The following is a 16006-nucleotide window of genomic DNA, read 5'->3' as shown; positions in this document are numbered from 1 at the left end:
GCTGTTTTTCCGGGGATCTGCGTCCAGGGCGCACGATTTCGTCGCTGGGCTCGGCACGGCATCCCGCGCGTGTCGTCCGCCTGCCTCCGATCTTTCCAGGCGTTTTCGGGCGGCGCGCCCGCGCGACGGCGGTGGGAGACATCGAACCCCAGGTGACGGGCCGGTGATGGTAAAGCGACCGACCCATGAACAAGTCCGAGCGCCGCCAAGCCCTCCTCCGCGCGGCGCGCACCGTGTTTTCCGAGAAGGGGTATCACGAGGCGAAGGTCGATGACATCGTCGCGCTCGCGAAGGTCGCGAAGGGGACGTTCTACCTCTACTTCCCGGACAAGCGCTCGGTGTTCGGCGAGCTCGTGGGCGGGCTCTTCTCGCGCCTCGGCGGCGCCATCCTGCGCGTGGATCCGTCGGCGGACGTGGAGGCGCAGATCAAGCACAATATCCGCGCGATCGTGGCCGTCCTGCTCGACGATTCGGCGCTGACGAGCATCCTCCTGTCGCACGCGGCGGGGCTCGACCCGGCGTTCGTCAAGGAGCTGCGCGCCTTCCGGCAGGAGGTGAAGCTCTTGCTGGAACGGAGCCTCGCGGAGGGGCAGCGGCTCGGCATCATCGAGCCGGGAGACACCGAGCTCTACGCGACGTTCACGATCGGCGCGCTGAAGGAGGTGCTCTTCGAGAACGCCCTCGAGGACCAGGCCCGCCCGCGCGAGCGGATCGTCACGGCGCTCTACGATCTCCTGCGGCGCGGGTATCTCCGGATGGACTCCGCGCCCGGGCAGCCGGCGCAGCGCGGGGGAGGCGAGCGCGGGGCGCCCGCGCCGGAGGACGCGGCGCCCGAGCGGGCGGAGCGGGCGAGCCCGCCGCGCGCCCGCCGCGCCAGGGCGAAGGGGGACTGACCGGCGCGTCAGTCAGGGCCGTGACGACGCCGGTCCGGCGGACGGCGTACGGCCGAGGCGCGGCGCGACGATGTGCGCGATGAAGTTGAGCAGGGTCCGGGTGCCGAGCTGATCCGGCGAGATGCGGGCGAGGAGCGCCGGGACGTCGAGGCCCTCGGCCTGCAAGACCTCGCGGCGCCACGCGATGTAGCCGGCGATGACGTCGTGGTCCATCTCGGGGTGGAACTGCACGCCGTAGCAGGTGTTCGTGAAGCGGATGACCTGGTGGTCGTCGAGCTCGGTGAACGCGAGGCTGCGGGCGCCCTCGGGCAGCGCGCCGACCGTGTCGACGTGGGTCGCGTGGGTCTCGAAGCTCGACGGGAGCCCGTCAAAAATGACGTCGTCGGCGCGGCGCTGGACGCGGATCCGGCCGATCTCGCGGCCGCGCGGGTTCCGGATGACCTCGCCGCCGAGGGCTTGGGCGAGGATCTGGTGGCCGAAGCAGATGCCGAACGTGGGGGCGCCGGCGCGGACGACGTCGCGCAGCCACGCCTCGCAGCGGAGCATCCAGGGCTCGCGGTGGGGGACGTTGGCCGAGGAGCCGGTGAGGACGAAGGCGGCGGTCCCGGGGGCATCGGCCGCGGGGAGGTCGCCCGTGCGGGCGTCGAAGGTGGCGTATCCGCCGCGCCACGCGGCGCCGATCGTCTGCTCGATCAGGGCCGCGAAGTCGCCGCGCCGCTCGAGGACCGGGGGCACGGGCTCACCGGTCTTGACGATGACGATCTTCTTCGGATGTCCCACCCTTTCAACATAGCAGAGCGGCCGGCGGGCGAGAGCGGGACTTGGCAGCGCGGGGCCGGGGCGCGAAGATGCTCCCCGATGTCCTCCTATGTCGTGCCGCGCCCGGTGTGGCGGCGGTTTCGCCCGCGTTTCCTGCCCCGCGCCGCCGCGCACGTGAGGGCGGGCGGACACGCGGCCATCGTGCTGCCGGACGAGCGGGTCGATCTCCTCCTCTCCGTCGACGCGCAGGGGAAGCTGACCGAGCTCGGGCTGTGGTCGCTCCTGTCGATCGAGCAGCAGCGCTTCCGGCGCGTGAGCGAGGGCCCGGCCCTGGGGCTCGCGACGGCGCGGGTGAAGCGGGAGTACGAGGGCTCGGTCCTCGACTGGTGCGAGCGCGACAGCGTGCACCCCGGGGCGATCCGCGAGGTGGCGCTCGACTGCCTCGCGTGCGGGGCGTGCTGCCACGACGCGCACGTGGTGCTCGACGACGTGGACCTGTCGCGCTTTCGGGACGCCGGGCGGGGCGACCTCACGGCGCGCGCCTACGTGCGGCGGGCGCGCGACGGGAAGATCACGCTGCGCTTCGCGGCGAGCGGGCGGTGCCAGCACCTCGGCGAGGACCTGCGCTGCGCGATCTACGAGCTCAGGCCGGACAACTGCCGCGCGTTCGTGGTGGGGAGCGAAGCGTGCCTGTCGGCGCGCGAGGAGACGCTCGGGCTACGGGACGGGGCGCCGGTGGAGCGGTGAGCGGCGAGAACCCCGCCCGGGCCGCGGTCTCGTGATGGCAGCGCGCGACGTGGAGACCTCCAGGGAGGACGGGGAGCGGGCGCCCGCCGCGCGGCTCAGGGCGCAGCGCATCGCCGGGCTCCTGATCTTCCTCGCCAACGGCTTCTGCATCGGCACGTGGGTGACGCGCATCCCCGACTTCAAGCGGGCGCTCGCGCTGAGCGAGGCGACCCTGGGCAACGTGCTGCTCGCGCCGGCGCTCGGCGCGTTCGTGGGGATGCCGATGGCCGGGTGGCTCGTCGCGCGCCTGGGGAGCCGGGCGGTGGCGGTGTCCGCCGGCGCGGCGTTCGCGGTCAGCCTGTTCGGGCTGGGGTTCGCGCGGACGCCGGTCGAGCTGTTCCTGGCGCTGACGTTCTTCGGCGTCTCGAACGGCGTGATGGACGTGTCGATGAACGCCAACGCCGCCGAGGTGGAGCTCGCGTGGGGGCGGCCGATCATGTCGTCGTTCCACGCCCTCTACAGCGTCGGGGGGCTCGCCGGCGCGGCGGCCGGCGGGGGGCTCGCGCACGCGGGGGTGGCGCCGGCCGCGCACCTCTCCCTCGCGGCGGTGGCGGCGCTGCTCCTCGTCGGGCTGCTCTCGGCCTGGGTGCGGCCCGGCGTCCCGGCGCCGGAGCCGCCGAAGAACCCCTTCGCGCTGCCGCCACGCGCGATGTGGCCGCTCTGCGCGATCGCCTTCCTGTGCATGTTCGGCGAGGGCGCGATGGCCGACTGGAGCGCGGTGTACCTCCGCGACACGCTCGGCACGTCGGCGGCCTTCGCGGCGACGGGGTTCGCGGCCTTCTCGGTGGCGATGGCGGCGGGCCGCTTCCTCGGCGACGGGGTGAGCACCCGGCTCGGCCCGGTCGCGGTGGTGCGGGGCGGGGCCGTCCTCGTGACGCTGGGGCTCGCCGCGGCGCTGCTGATCGGCCGTCCGATGGCCGGCCTGCTCGGGTTCGCGAGCGTGGGGCTCGGGCTCTCGTGCGTCGTCCCGACGGTCTTCAGCGCGGCCGCGCGCACCGGCCCCACCGGCACCTCCATCGCGGCCGTCGCGACGTTCGGCTACCTGGCCTTCCTCGGCGGTCCGCCCGTGGTCGGCCACATCGCCGCGGCCACGAGCCTCCCCGTCGCGCTGTCGCTCATCGTGGTCGGGGCGCTCGCCATCGTGCTGCTCGCCGGGGCCGCGGGCGGCCCGGCGCCCGCGCCGCGCCTCGCCGGGGCCGCGGGGGATTCGCCGCCCGCGTCACGCGGCGATCACGGGGCCGGCGCGTCCTCCTGAGCCGGGGCGGCCTCGGGCGCCGGGGCGGCCTCCGGCGCGGGAACATCCATGGCGCAGCGGAAGCCGATCCAGGCGTGCGCCGTCACGGGCGCCGCGGCGGTGCGGTACGTGGTGGAGAGCTTCTCGGGGCCGTCCAGGAAGTTCGCGCCGCGCACCACCTTGAGCGGGAAGGACGGGTCGCCCTGCGGATTCTCGCCGCCGGGCGGCGGAAAGACGAGGCCGTCCGAGACCCACTCGGACACGTTGCCGGCGAGATCGTAGACGCCCTCGGGCGTGCGATCGCTCGGGTGGGCGCCGGACGCGCAGGTCGCGACCTCGGTGCCGCGCGCGAGGCAGGCCTCGTTGCGGTCGTAGCAGGCGCGCTCGCAGGTCGGCGCGTCGTCGCCCCAGACGAAGGCCCGGCCCGCCGCGCCGCGCGCCGCGACCTCCCACTCCGCTTCCGTGGGCAGCCGCCGGCCCCGGAAGCGGCAGTAGCTCTCGGCCTGGGAGTAGTCGACGCAGTTGATCGGGTGCCCGGTCGCGTTGCGAGGCTCGTTGCAGCGCCGCGACCACAGCTCGGCCTCCTTCTGGTCCTCGGACGCCGCCGGCGCCTGCGCGCCGGGCAGGAGCTCGGGGGTCAGCGAGACGTGATCCGCCGTGGAGCACATGCGCTGCTGCATGCAGGCGCGGTAGGCGCGGACGGTCACCTCGTTGCGATCGATGTAGAACCCGCGGGTGAGCGTCACCTGGCGGGCCTCGCCCGCGGCGCCGATCGTGGTCGTGAGCGGCCCGATGAAGACCATGTCGGCCGGCGGCGCCGTCACGGCGGCGGGCACGGCGGCCGACGCCGCCGCCGAGGCGCTCTCCGCGGGCGCGGCGGTGGCGATCGCCGCCGCCGCGCCCGCGGGGGCCGCCGCGGCGCGTCCGGTGGGCGACGCCTTCGCCGGGGCGCGCGCGGCAGGCGCCCGCGCCGGCTTCTTGCCGTCGGGCGCCTGCGTCAGGAAGTACGCCGCCGCGCCGGCGCCGCCGAGCAGGAGCGTCGCGAGGAGCCAGGGCAGCGCCGCGCGCGCAGGGCTGCGGCGGTGCTGCGGCGGGGCGACCGGCGGCGCGGCGTGCGGCGGCCCGCCCGCCGCGGGCGGAGGGGGCGGGGCGGCGCCGGGCGGTGGGGGCGGCGGGCGGGCCGCGGGGTAGGCGGCGGGCGCGACCGTCTCGATCATGGAGTCGTCGACCTGCGCGGTCCGGGAGCCCCCCGTCGCCAGCACGCCGGCCGCGGCTGCCGCGCCGCCCGTGGCGCCGGCCGCGCCGCCCGGCGGATGCCCGCTCGCGCCGTGGCTCACCTTGACCACGGCGGGTCGCGCCGGGGCGGGCGCGAGCGCGTCGGCGAGCATCGTCGGCTCGATCGGCAAGCCGGCGTGTCCGGTCGCGAGGCCGAGCCCGCGCGACGCCGCGTACTCCGCGGTCGACAGCCCACCCGCGTGCTCCGCGCCCGGGGCGTCGAGCCCCGCGCCCGACCCGGCGCGCTCGCCGCGCGCCGCGGCCGACAGCGCGTCCCAGAACTCGCCCGCGTTCGTGAAGCGGTGCTTGGGCTCGATGGAGAGCGCCCTGTCGAGCACGCGCTCGATCGCCTCCGGCGCGTCCGGGAGCCCGCGCGCGCGCAGCGTCGGGCGCACCGCCGGGTCGGCCGAGGCGATGTAGAGCTGCGTGGGGTCGTCCCCCTCGAGCGCGCGCTTGCCGCTCACGAGCTCGACGAAGATGAGCGCGAGCGCGAACACGTCGGTCCAGGGGCCGGTCGCGCCGCGGGCCCTGTTGAACTGCTCGGGCGCCCCGTAGCGCGGCGTGAACGCGCTCGGCCCCTGCCGGGTCGCCGCGAGCGCCTCGGTGAACGTGGGGTGGTCGGCCAGCACCTTCGCGATGCCGAAGTCGAGCACCTTCAGCGTCCGCACCCCGCCGACGTCGGTGAGGAACAGGTTGGCCGGCTTCACGTCGCGGTGCGCGACCTTGTGCGCGTGCGCGACGGCGAGCGCGCGCGCGGCCGGCGCGAGCAGCTGGATCGCCTCGGCGATCGACATGCCGAACTCCCCCCGGTCGCGCCGGTCCCGGAGGTGCTGCCCGAGCGTCTGGCCCTCCAGCCACTCCAGCACGAGGTAGGGCACCCACACGCCGGCCTGGGTCGTGAACGCGCCGACGTCGAGCGCCTGCACGATGCCCGAGGTGGCCCGCGACAGCCGGTGCAAGATCCGCCCCTCGCCCCGCAGCGTCTCGAGCAGCGCGTCGCGCTGCGCGGCGTCGAGCGAGGTCGGCATCTTCAGGCACTTGATCGCGATGAGCTCGCCAAATCCCTCGTGAATCCCGCGGTAGACGACGCCGAACCCGCCATCGCCGATGACGGCCGCGACGCGGTACTTCCCCTCGATGGTCTGCCCCGAGAGGCCGAAAGGATCGTCGGACGGCTCCACCATGCCCCGCTCCTAGCGCGTCGCCGTTCGCAGGCAAAGGGGCTTCGGCGCCGCCTGCCTAGGTTCTCTGTTCCCTCTGCTTCCCTCTGCTTCCCTCTGCTTCCCTCCGCTTCCCTCCGCTTCCTCCCTCTGCTTCTTCCCTCTGCTTCCCTCGTCACGTCCGCTTGCATCCGGTGGCTCACGGCGCCATGCCGGCGCTCATGAAGACACCGCGAGCGCTCGTGATCCTGGCCGAGGGAGCTGAGGAGATGGAGACGACCATCCTCGTCGACGTCCTCCGCCGCGCCGAGGTCGAGGTCGTCCTCGCCGGGCTGGACGGCCCGGGGCCGGTGCGCTGCAGCCGCGGCGTGCGCCTCGTGCCGGACGCGGAGCTCTCGGCGGTGGCGGGCGACTTCGACGTCGTGGTCCTCCCGGGCGGCAAGGGCGGGGCTGACCGTCTGGCCGGCTCGCCGGCCGTCGGCGAGCGCCTCCGCGCGCAGGCGCAGGCGGGCCGCCTCGTCGCGGCGATCTGCGCGGCGCCGATCGCGCTCGCGGCGCACGGGCTTTTCCAGGGGAAGAAGATGGCGTGCCATCCGTCCGTGAACGACGTGGTGTCGGCGCACGGCGCGCTCGTCGCGAGCCCGGTCGTCGAGGACGGGCAGCTCGTGACCAGCCAGGGGCCCGGCACCGCGATGGCGTTCTCGCTCGCGCTTGTCGCGCGGCTCCGCGGCGAGGAGGTCGCCGCGAAGGTGCGCGCGCCGCTGATGCTGCCGTCCTGAGCCTGCGCCGTCCAGGAAGGCCCCGCGCTCGCGTCCCGGAGCGGCGCGCGTCCCCCCTCGCCGCCCCTCGTGGTTCGGTCCGTTTGCAGGATCACAGCGGCGCGCGGTTGGACTTATACTCCGCCGCGTGCTGCCGCTGCTCGCCCTGACCGTCATCGTCGTGCTGTGCCTTGGCTACCGCTTCTACGGGAGGCTCGTCGCGCGCAACTACGCGCTCGACGACGGCGCGGTGACGCCCGCGGTCAAGGTGAACGACGGCGAGGACTACGTGCCCACGAAGCCGTTCTACCTCTTCGGGCAGCACTTCAGCGCCATCGCCGCCGCGGGGCCGATCGCCGGCCCGATCCTCGCCGGCCAGACGTTCGGGTGGCTCCCGTGCGTGCTCTGGATCGCGATCGGCGTCGTGTTCATCGGCGCGGTGCACGACTTCTCCGCGCTCATCGCGAGCGTCCGCCACGAGGCCGAGAGCGTCGCCGAGATCGCGAAGCGGCACATCGGCCGGCGCGCCTGGCTGTCGATGATGATCTTCATCTGGCTGGCGCTCTCCTACGTGATCGTCGCCTTCACGGATATCACGGCGAGCACCTTTGTCGGCAAGACCGAGGAGTTCGAGGGAGGCACGTTCCAGTTCAACCCCGGCGGCGCCGTGGCGGCCGCGAGCGTCGCCTACCTCGGCCTCTCCCTCACCATGGGCGTGGTCCAGCGGTACCTCAAGCCGCCGCTCTGGCTCACCACCCTGCTCTTCGTCCCCGCGACGCTCGCCGTCGTCTGGCTCGGCACGAAGATCTCGACCTCGTTCGTGCTGCCGGTCGACAACCCGCAGCGCGCGTTCGGCCTCATCATCCTCGTCTACTGCTTCGTGGCCTCGCTCCTGCCGGTCTGGCTGCTCCTCCAGCCGCGCGGCTACCTCGGCGGGTTCGTTCTGTACATCGCGCTCGCGGTCGGCGTGATCGGGATCTTCTTCGGGAACCTCCGGTACCCGGGGGAGTTCGAGCTGCGGCAGCCCGCGTTCACGACGTGGGATGCCGGCGGCGCGACGGGCATGCTCTTCCCGTTCCTGTTCGTCACCATCGCCTGCGGCGCCTGCTCCGGCTTCCACGGGCTCGTCTGCTCGGGGACGACGTCGAAGCAGATCTCGAAGGAGACGCACACCCACTCCGTGGGCTACGGCGCGATGCTGGCCGAGGCGTTCGTCGCGCTGATCGCGCTCGCGACGCTCGTCATCGTGGCGCAGGGGACGAAGCTGGGCGGCCCGGGCAAGATCTACGGCGACGGGATCGGCAAGTTCCTCACCGTGATCATCGGCAAGGAGCACTTCCTCTTCGCCGCGACGTTCGGCGCGATGGCGTTCTCCACCTTCGTGTTCGACACGCTGGACGTCTCGACGCGCCTCAGCCGCTACATCCTCGAGGAGCTGTTCCACTGGAAGGGGAGGGCGCTGTCCGCGGCCGCGACCGCGCTCTCGCTGGCGCCGCCCACGCTGTTCATCATGACCGCGCGCCCGCCCGCGCCCGGCGTGCGGCCCGCGTACCTCGACTTCTGGACGCTGTTCGGCACGAGCAACCAGCTGCTCGCGGCGCTGACGCTCCTCTCGGTCACGGTCTGGCTGCACCGCGAGAAGCGGCGCATCTGGTACACGGCGATCCCGATGGTGTTCGTCATGACGATCACCCTATGGGCCCTCATCCTGCAGGTGCGGAGCGCGCTCGTCACCGTGCGGGCCGAGGGGCTCACGCTGAACGCGACGACGCTGAACGGCCTCGTGGGGCTCGCGCTGATCGGGCTCGCGGTGTCGCTGATGGTCGAGGCGGTGAAGGCCCTGAAGAACGGCCCGGCCGTCGAGCCGGCGCCCGGCCCGGCGCGCTGAGGGGGCTGGATCGCGCCGCGCGTCACCCCGCCGCGGCGCGATCGCGCAGGCGCTGCTCGGCCAGCCGCTCGGCGGCGAGCTGCGGCGGCGCGCCGTCGGTCGCCGCCATCTCGAGGACGCGGAGGACCGTGTCGTAGATCGCGTGGACGCGCCGCTCGACCTCGGCGCGGGGCCAGCCGAAGAGATCCGCGCCGCCGCTCAGCACGCCGCCTGCGTTGGCCACGACGTCGGGCACGTAGAGGACGCCGCGCGCCGCGAGCGCTTCGCCGTGGCGCGGATCGAGGAGCTGGTTGTTGGCCGCGCCGGCGACGATCTCCGCCCTCAGCTCCTGCACGGCGCGGTCGTCGAGGACGCCGCCGAGCGCGCACGGGGCGAAGATGTCGGCCTGGACCGAGGCGATCGCGTCCGGCGGCACGACCGTGGCCCCGAGCTCGGCGGCGGTGTTGCGGGCGCGATCCGGCGCGACGTCCGCGACGATGAGCCGCGCGCCGAGCCGGTGGAGCTCCGCCGCGAGCCGGCCGCCGACGCTGCCGCAGCCCTGGAGCGCGACGGTCCGGCCTGCGAGGTCGTCGCTGCCCCAGCGGTGGCGGGCCGCGGCCTGGATCGCGCGGAGCACGCCCCGCGCGGTCCACGGCGACGGGTCGCCCCCCTCGCCGGCGAGGCCCTTGACGTGGCGTGTCTCGCGCCGGATGAGCTCCATGTCCGCGGGGGTTGTGCCCACGTCCTCGCCGGTGATGAACCTGCCGCCGAGGCGCTCGATGAAGCGCCCGTGCGCGCGGAAGAGCCGCTCCCGGTCGAGCGGCTCCTCGTCGCTGCGGAGGACGACCGCCTTGCCGCCGCCGACGTCCATCCCGGCGAGGGCGTTCTTGTAGGTCATGCCGCGCGACAGCCGCAGCGCATCCACGAGCGCCTCCTCGTCGTTCGCGTACCGGAGGAGCCGCGTGCCGCCGAGCGCCGGGCCGAGCGCGGTGCTGTGGATCGCGATGATCGCGCGGTAGCCCGCGGGCTCGTCCGCGCAGAACAGGACCTGCTCGTGCCCCATGGCGGCGAGGGTGTCGAACACGTTCTTCATGGCGCGCCGAGCGTACCATTCCGCGGCGACCGCCCGGGTCGGCACGCCCGCAGGGCGGCCCGCGCCGCGGCGCGCCCGGTGCGCTGGGCGTGATCGGGAGCGGCGGGCAGCCGGGGGGGCGATCGGGAGCGGCGGGTACCGTCCGCTCTCACAGGTCCGAAAAGCGCCAGAGGCGCGGCGGCGCCTGCGCTACGACGCTTTGCATGCGGCTCGACGAAGACGCTTGTTATCGCGCGATCGAGACCCGCGACCTCCGCTTCGACGGTCGCTTCTTCACGGGCGTGCAGTCGACGGGCATCTACTGTCGCCCGATCTGCCCGGCGCGGACGCCGAAGCGGGAGCGCTGCGTCTTCTTCCCCTCGGCGGCCGCCGCGCAGGAGGCCGGCTACCGCCCGTGCCTGCGTTGCCGCCCCGAGGCCTCGCCCGGGACGCCCGCGTGGCTCGGCACCTCGGCCGTCGTCTCGCGGGCGCTGCGGCTCATCGCGGAGGGCGCGCTCGACGACGCGGATGCCCCGGAGCTCGCGGCGCGGCTTGGCGTGGGCGAGCGCCACCTGAGGCGGCTCTTCCTGCGGCACATCGGCGCCTCCCCGCTCGCGGTGGCGCAGACGCGGCGCCTGCTCTTCGCGAAGAAGCTCCTCGACGAGACCGCGCTCTCCATGACCGAGGTGGCGCTCTCGTCCGGGTTCTCGAGCGTGCGCCGCTTCAACGACGCGATCCGCGCCACCTACGCGCGGACGCCGCGCGAGCTGCGGCAGGCTGCGTCGCGGCGGGGCGGCGGCGCGGCGCGAGCGGACACGAGCGCGCCGGACATCGCGCTCCGCCTCCCGTTCCGCCCGCCGCTCGACTGGGACGCGCTCGCCGGCTTCCTCGGCGCCCGCGCCATCCCGGGCGTGGAGTCGGCGGGCCCCGGCGCGTACCGCCGCACGGTGCGCGTCGCCGGCGGGCACGGCGTCGTCGAGGTGCGCCCGGTGCCCGGCGAGGCCTGCCTCCTCGCGCGGCTGCGGCTGCCCGGCACCGAGGGGCTGATCCACTGCGCCGAGCGCCTGCGGCGGCTCTTCGACCTCGGCGCCGATCCCGACGCGATCTCGGCGCACCTCGGGGCCGACCCGCAGCTCGCCCCCCGGGTCGCGGCGCTGCCGGGGGTGCGCGTGCCGGGCGCGTGGGACGGCTTCGAGCTCGCGGTGCGGGCGATCCTGGGCCAGCAGGTGAGCGTGCGCGCCGCCACGCAGCTCTCCGGCCGCCTTGTCGAGCGGCACGGCGAGCCGCTCTCGCTGCCCGGCGGCCCGCCCGAGGGCGCCGAGGGCCTCCGCCTCGTCTTCCCGACGCCCGGGGCGCTCGCCGCGGCCGATCTCTCGGACCTCGGCGTGCCGCGGGCGCGCGCGGCGGCGATCACCTCCCTCGCGGCGCACGTGGCCCGCGGCGAGGTCGCGCTCGACGCCTCGCGCGGCCTGGAGGAGACCGTGCGCGCGCTCTGCCGCGTGCCGGGCGTCGGCGAGTGGACCGCCCAGTACGTCGCCATGCGGGCGCTGCGCGAGCCGGACGCGTTCCCGGCCACCGATCTCGGCCTGCGGCGCGCGCTCGGCGGCGTCTCCGGCGCGGATCTCCTGGCGATGGCGGAGGCGTGGCGCCCCTGGCGCGCCTACGCCGCGATGCTCTTGTGGATGGCGGACGCGCGGGGCGAGCCGGCTGCGGAGAGGGAGGTATCGCGTGGATTTCTCGATGGATGAACTGGAGTCGCCGATCGGGGTCATCCTTTTGGCCGCCGCGGGCGGTGCGATTCACGGGCTCGATTTCGCGGATTGCGCGCCGCGCCTCCGCCGATCGCTGGCGGCGCGGTATGGTGTCGTCGCGCTCCACAGCGCCGCGGATCCCTGCGGCTTCTCCAGCCGGGTGAGGGCTTATCTGTGCGGCGACCTCGTCGCGCTCTCGGACATCAAGGTCGAGCCCGGCGGCACCGTCTTCCAGCGTCGTGTCTGGGCGGAGGTCCGGCGCATCCCGCCAGGCGCGACGCGTGCTTACGGAGAGGTCGCGGCGTCGCTCGGGCAGCCCTCTGCGTCCCGCGCGGTCGGCATGGCGAACGGCCGGAATCCGGTCTGCCTCATCATCCCGTGCCACCGAGTCGTCGGCGCCGGCGGGGAGCTCACAGGCTATTCCGCCGGCATCGACAGGAAGCGGTGGCTGCTCGCGCACGAGGTCGCCGTCCCTGCGCGCCGCGGCTCCCCGGAGTGCCTCGGTGGCGCTGCGCATGGGCAGACGCGGGGAGAGCGCCCGGTGGCTGGACGATTTTGAAACGAGATGACGTCATTGCCGTATCTCAGAGATGCAGATGCTCCCCTGGATACGGGGCCTCATGACACGAAGAGCGATCGCGCCCCTCGTATTTCGGGGGTAGACTCTGGCCATGGTCCTCCGCCTCCCAGACGACTACCGCATCGATCCCGAGGACCCGCGCGCCCCGTTGCAGGAAACGTGGGACAGCATGAGCCCGGAGCAGCGCGCCCGTGTGGTCGCCATGCTCCCTTCGGAGTTCACGCTTGAGGCGGCCCCTCCTCCGGAAGGCGACACGCACACAAAGGCTGCCACGGGGGCTCGCTTCACCCTCGACGCCTTCTTCCGCCGGATCGGGCGCCGGATCTACATCTCCTCCAACCTGGCGGTGTACTACCCGGGCGAACGCTATTTTGCCCCGGATGTCCTCGCGGTGCGCGACGTCGAGCCGCACGATCGGGAGAAATGGGTCGTGTCCACCGAGGGCAGAGGGCTCGACCTTGCGATCGAGGTGCATGTCTTGGGAAGCCGGCAAAAGGACGAGATCGAGAACGTCGAGCGGTATGCTCGCCTGGGCATCGAGGAGTACTTCTATTTCGATCGTCGCCGGCGCATCCTCCAGGGCTACCGCCTGCCGAGCGCGCGCGAGGGGAGCGTCGCGCGGCCCTGCGTCTATCGGCCGATCGTGCCGCAGGAGGGCCGATTCTCCTCGGAAGTCCTCGGTCTCGACATCATGCTCGAGGGCGACCGGCTGCGTTTCCTCCACGGAAGTGACGTGGTCCTCGAGGCTGACGAGCTGATCACCCGGCTCGGAGCGGCCCTGAACGAGGCGCTCGCGAGCAAGGAGGACGCCGAGCGCCGCGCGCAGGCCGAGGCCGACCGCGCGCAGGCCGAGGCCGACCGCGCGCAGGCTGAGGCCGACCGTGCCGCGCTGCTTGAAAAAGATCTCGCCGAGGCGAGGGCAGAGCTCGATCGTCTCCGGCGTGCCAAGGATCCCCCTGGCTAGCACCGTTTCGTCCAGCCCCCCCGCCCCCCGGGACGCGTCCGCGCGCCCCCGCCGCCTACTTCTTCGCCCCGAGCAGCGCCGCGATGGTCGGATAGTCGCTGTCCTCCACGGCCCCCTGGATCACGCACGTCACCTGTCCGCCCGGCGCCGCGAGCGCGTGGACCGGCAGCTCGGTCGCCTCCTTCACGCCGAGCGCCCGCAGCCACCCCGCCCGCTGGGGCCCGTCGGGCAGCCAGTACGAGGCGCGCACCCCGGTGCCCGGCTGCGCCTCCAGGAACCGCGACAGCTGCCGCTCGTCGTCGTCGATCGAGATGAACGCCAGATCGACGAGCACGCCGGCCGCCCGCAGCTTCTGCTGCCACGCGAGCAGCCGCGGCATCTCCTCCAGGCACGGCTTGCACCACGCCGCCCAGAAGTTCACCCACACCCACTTGCCGACGCCGAACCCGATGTTCGCCGGCAGCGGCTCCGCGCCCTGGGCTGCGACCGCCGTGAGCCCGCCCGACGAGGGCGCCGGCCGCGGCGACTGCCCCGCGCACAGCAGCCGCGGCGCCGCCGGCGCGGCCGCGCTCGCGGGCGCCCTGGCGCTCGCCGTCGCCGTCGCGGCCGCGCCCGGCGCCGTCACCGCGTTGCTCCGCCCCTGGCCGGGCGTCGGGGGCAGCGGCAGATCCGCCTTCTCCCCATCGCACCCGCCCGCGAGCCCCGCGGCCACGGCGAGCGCGACGAGCGCGATGCTCCTCCTGACGGCGCTCACAGCTGGCAGTCCACCCAGGAGACGAACGCGCTCCGGTTGATGGCCTCTGCCGTACATGCCTTGTTCTTGCGCGAGACGTTCCATTGGCAGTATTCCGCGCCGAGCTGGGCAAACTCGTTCCCGAGCCACAGCATCCCGACCTTCTTGTCCAGGTCCTGCTCCTTGAACTTGTCCGAGATGTCGAAGAGCACGCTGTTCGCGCGCTTGTGCGACAGCGTCCGGTTGAACTCCGGCGTCCCCGTCTTCGACGCCCGGGCGACGATGAAGAAGTAGCGCGCCCCGCGCCGATCGAGCCACATCTCCTCGACCATCTTCCTCGAGTCGTCGTCGAGCTTCTCCGAGGCGTCGTCGAACATCACGACCCCGCCGCGCGTTTTCAGCGGCGTGAAGAGCGCGTTGAAGTCGTCGTCGCTGATCGACGCGAGCGTCTTCACGTCGGCCGGCTGGCACCCGCGCCGCGCCTCGGCCCCGACCAGGCCGCACGCGTTGAGCACCCGCTGCAGCACCGTCTTGAACGCCGGCGTGCAGTACGGCGCCTCGGCGTCGTTGGCGATGGCCACCGCCGGCCTCACCGCCGCGGCCACCCCCGTCTTCAGGCGCTGCGAAGCGGCCTGCACCTCCCCGTGCACCGTCACGCCGGACGCGACAAGCATCGCGCACCCCGCCACGATCCCGATGATCCCTGCGCCTCTCATGACCACCTCACCTCGTCCGGAGGGCCGGCGCGAGCTGCCTTATGGCATACGACAGCCCGATGTCCGTGTCCTCGTCACAGAGCCGCGTCGTGCCCAGGAACATCTGCGGCGTCGAGACAGGGAGCTTGTTGTCCACGATGTAGCGGAGCATCCGGTTCAGCCGCAGCGCCGTCTCCTTCGAGTCCATGCACGCGTCGAGCCCCGGCCAGCGCTGCCGGATCGCCGCCTGCACGTTGGCGGTGCCGGCCCCCGCCTTCGCCCCTTCGAGCAGATCCTCCTGGTTGTCGTAGGCCCACTCGAGCACATCCATCGCCCGGTGATCGCTGCAGAGGATGGCCTTGGAGAGGAGGCACGCGCCCGGGTGCACCGGCCGGTCGAGCATCCAGTTGCACTCGCTGTCCAGCGGGAACAGCACCAGCGTCGTGTCGAGCTTCTCGAACACCCCTTCGGACACGAGCCGCTGGTGGAACGCCTTGCACGTCGGGCAGAGCGGATCGACGAAGATCGTCGCCGGCTGCACGGCGCCCGGCTGCTTCACGTGGAGCAGCGCGCCGTTCGGCTCGGTCGGCCTCTCCAGCTTGCCGCAGCCGGTCAGGTAGCGCGCGTAGCTCGGCAGCGCGCTCGCGTAGAGCAGCGCCGGCGTCACCGTGCACACGCCGAGCGCGACGAGCCACCCCGGCAGGAGCAGCTTCGAGCCCATGCGGCGCGCGGGCGCGGGGGCCGCCCTGCCCGGCCCGTCGACGCCCAGGGGCGCCATGGGCACCGTGGGCCCCACCCCGGCCGCCCCGGCCGGGCTCGGCGTCGCGCTGGACCAGGCCGCGGCGCGCGCCGCCCTGCGGTCCTCGACGAACGCCCAGATACCGCCGGCCGCGAGCAGCGCCGACGAGACGTACATGCCGACGCACGTCTTGCAGAACACCCCGAGGCGCAGCGCCGAGATGAGCGCCATCAGGATCGACACGGCGAGCGGCGTCAGGCCCGCGACGAACAGGAAGTGCGCCGAGCGCCGCGGCGCGTGCTGGCCCGAGAGCAGCACGTAGAGCGCGAACGCCGCGAAGAACGCGAACGCGCCCAGCGCGAACAGCGAGATCGGGATACCGCCCCAGAAGCTCTCGCGGAACAGCGCGGAGTAGGGGCTGTACATGGCCACGCGGCACGCGGTGTCGGCGCCCGCCTGCGCGTCGAGGCCGGGAATGAAGCTGCAGTGCAGATCATGGACCTGCCGGTCGAGGTGCCGGATGTAGTCGAACGTCGACGAGGCGCTGAACGCCAGTCCCAGCAACGACCCGCAGAGCGCGAGCGCCGCAGGCCCGCGAGGACTACGACTGCCTGACATGACCGAGTGGATTACGCGACGCCGGGCAACGCGTCAAATTAGGATGCCTGTGCGTACGGGCATTTCCTGATGGCGCATGACGCGCGGCGCGCCGTGTCGCGATCCCGCCGGACGGCGCGCTG

14 protein-coding genes are annotated in these 16006 nt (G+C 73.7%); 8 read left to right on the top strand and 6 right to left on the bottom strand.

Annotation, left to right across the window (positions count from 1 at the left end; genetic code table 11):
- Nucleotides 1-185 precede the first annotated feature (185 nt).
- Nucleotides 186-893 carry a TetR/AcrR family transcriptional regulator gene (locus tag WMF36_RS32745; RefSeq protein ID WP_437574699.1) on the top strand — a complete coding sequence of 236 codons (708 nt, stop codon included), beginning with the start codon at nucleotides 186-188 and terminating at the stop codon, nucleotides 891-893.
- 12 nt (nucleotides 894-905) lie between these two features.
- Here the strand turns inward: WMF36_RS32745 and WMF36_RS32740 are convergent, their stop codons facing one another.
- On the bottom strand, nucleotides 906-1673 hold the full coding sequence (locus WMF36_RS32740) for a glutamine amidotransferase (protein ID WP_437574698.1): 768 nt from the start codon (nucleotides 1671-1673) through the stop codon (nucleotides 906-908).
- Nucleotides 1674-1751: 78 nt separating this feature from the next.
- On the opposite strand from WMF36_RS32740, the gene WMF36_RS32735 reads away from it, so the two are divergent.
- Together WMF36_RS32735 and WMF36_RS32730 are read left to right on the top strand one after the other, a co-directional pair.
- Nucleotides 1752-2399, top strand: coding sequence for a YkgJ family cysteine cluster protein (locus WMF36_RS32735; protein WP_437479152.1), 648 nt, complete (start codon nucleotides 1752-1754; stop codon nucleotides 2397-2399).
- A gap of 34 nt (nucleotides 2400-2433) precedes the next feature.
- Nucleotides 2434-3693, top strand: coding sequence for an MFS transporter (locus WMF36_RS32730; RefSeq protein WP_437574697.1), 1260 nt, complete (start codon nucleotides 2434-2436; stop codon nucleotides 3691-3693).
- Here WMF36_RS32730 and WMF36_RS32725 read toward each other — a convergent pair.
- The gene (locus WMF36_RS32725; RefSeq protein ID WP_437574696.1) at nucleotides 3669-6131 is read right to left on the bottom strand and encodes an SUMF1/EgtB/PvdO family nonheme iron enzyme; all 2463 of its coding nucleotides are present in this window, start codon (nucleotides 6129-6131) and stop codon (nucleotides 3669-3671) included. The two genes, WMF36_RS32730 and WMF36_RS32725, sit on opposite strands and share 25 nt — an antisense overlap.
- Before the next feature lie 197 nt (nucleotides 6132-6328).
- On the opposite strand from WMF36_RS32725, the gene WMF36_RS32720 reads away from it, so the two are divergent.
- Together WMF36_RS32720 and WMF36_RS32715 are read left to right on the top strand one after the other, a co-directional pair.
- Entirely contained in the window at nucleotides 6329-6886 is a 558-nt protein-coding gene (locus WMF36_RS32720) for a DJ-1 family glyoxalase III (RefSeq protein WP_437479149.1), read from the top strand.
- Between the two features lie 127 nt (nucleotides 6887-7013).
- A complete protein-coding gene (locus WMF36_RS32715) occupies nucleotides 7014-8753 on the top strand; it encodes a carbon starvation CstA family protein (RefSeq protein WP_437574695.1) in 1740 nt (579 codons plus the stop codon).
- Nucleotides 8754-8775: 22 nt separating this feature from the next.
- Here the strand turns inward: WMF36_RS32715 and WMF36_RS32710 are convergent, their stop codons facing one another.
- Nucleotides 8776-9825, bottom strand: a complete 1050-nt coding sequence (locus WMF36_RS32710; RefSeq protein ID WP_437574694.1) for a Glu/Leu/Phe/Val dehydrogenase dimerization domain-containing protein — start codon at nucleotides 9823-9825, stop codon at nucleotides 8776-8778.
- A 203-nt stretch (nucleotides 9826-10028) separates the two neighbouring features.
- On the opposite strand from WMF36_RS32710, the gene WMF36_RS32705 reads away from it, so the two are divergent.
- From WMF36_RS32705 to WMF36_RS32695, 3 genes are all read left to right on the top strand, one after another.
- Nucleotides 10029-11552 carry an AlkA N-terminal domain-containing protein gene (locus WMF36_RS32705; protein ID WP_437574693.1) on the top strand — a complete coding sequence of 508 codons (1524 nt, stop codon included), beginning with the start codon at nucleotides 10029-10031 and terminating at the stop codon, nucleotides 11550-11552.
- Nucleotides 11545-12114 carry a methylated-DNA--[protein]-cysteine S-methyltransferase gene (locus WMF36_RS32700; RefSeq protein ID WP_437574692.1) on the top strand — a complete coding sequence of 190 codons (570 nt, stop codon included), beginning with the start codon at nucleotides 11545-11547 and terminating at the stop codon, nucleotides 12112-12114. The genes WMF36_RS32705 and WMF36_RS32700 overlap by 8 nt, the downstream gene beginning before the upstream one ends.
- Before the next feature lie 112 nt (nucleotides 12115-12226).
- A complete protein-coding gene (locus WMF36_RS32695) occupies nucleotides 12227-13099 on the top strand; it encodes a Uma2 family endonuclease (RefSeq protein WP_437574691.1) in 873 nt (290 codons plus the stop codon).
- Between the two features lie 55 nt (nucleotides 13100-13154).
- On the opposite strand, the gene WMF36_RS32690 is transcribed toward WMF36_RS32695, so the two are convergent.
- From WMF36_RS32690 to WMF36_RS32680, 3 genes are read right to left on the bottom strand one after another with little or no spacing between them, the layout of a single operon-like run.
- A complete protein-coding gene (locus WMF36_RS32690) occupies nucleotides 13155-13853 on the bottom strand; it encodes a thioredoxin-like domain-containing protein (protein WP_437574690.1) in 699 nt (232 codons plus the stop codon).
- Nucleotides 13850-14548: a hypothetical protein gene (locus WMF36_RS32685; RefSeq protein WP_437574688.1), complete on the bottom strand. Its 699-nt coding sequence runs from the start codon at nucleotides 14546-14548 to the stop codon at nucleotides 13850-13852. Before WMF36_RS32685 ends, WMF36_RS32690 begins: the two co-directional genes overlap by 4 nt.
- A 7-nt stretch (nucleotides 14549-14555) precedes the next feature.
- Nucleotides 14556-15884, bottom strand: coding sequence for a vitamin K epoxide reductase family protein (locus WMF36_RS32680; RefSeq protein WP_437574687.1), 1329 nt, complete (start codon nucleotides 15882-15884; stop codon nucleotides 14556-14558).
- Between the last annotated feature and the right edge of the window lie 122 nt (nucleotides 15885-16006).

Origin of the sequence: Sorangium sp. So ce887, from assembly GCF_051521455.1 — a bacterium.
GTDB lineage: Bacteria > Myxococcota_A > Polyangia > Polyangiales > Polyangiaceae > Sorangium.
This window is presented reverse-complemented; position numbering and strand designations above follow the sequence as displayed.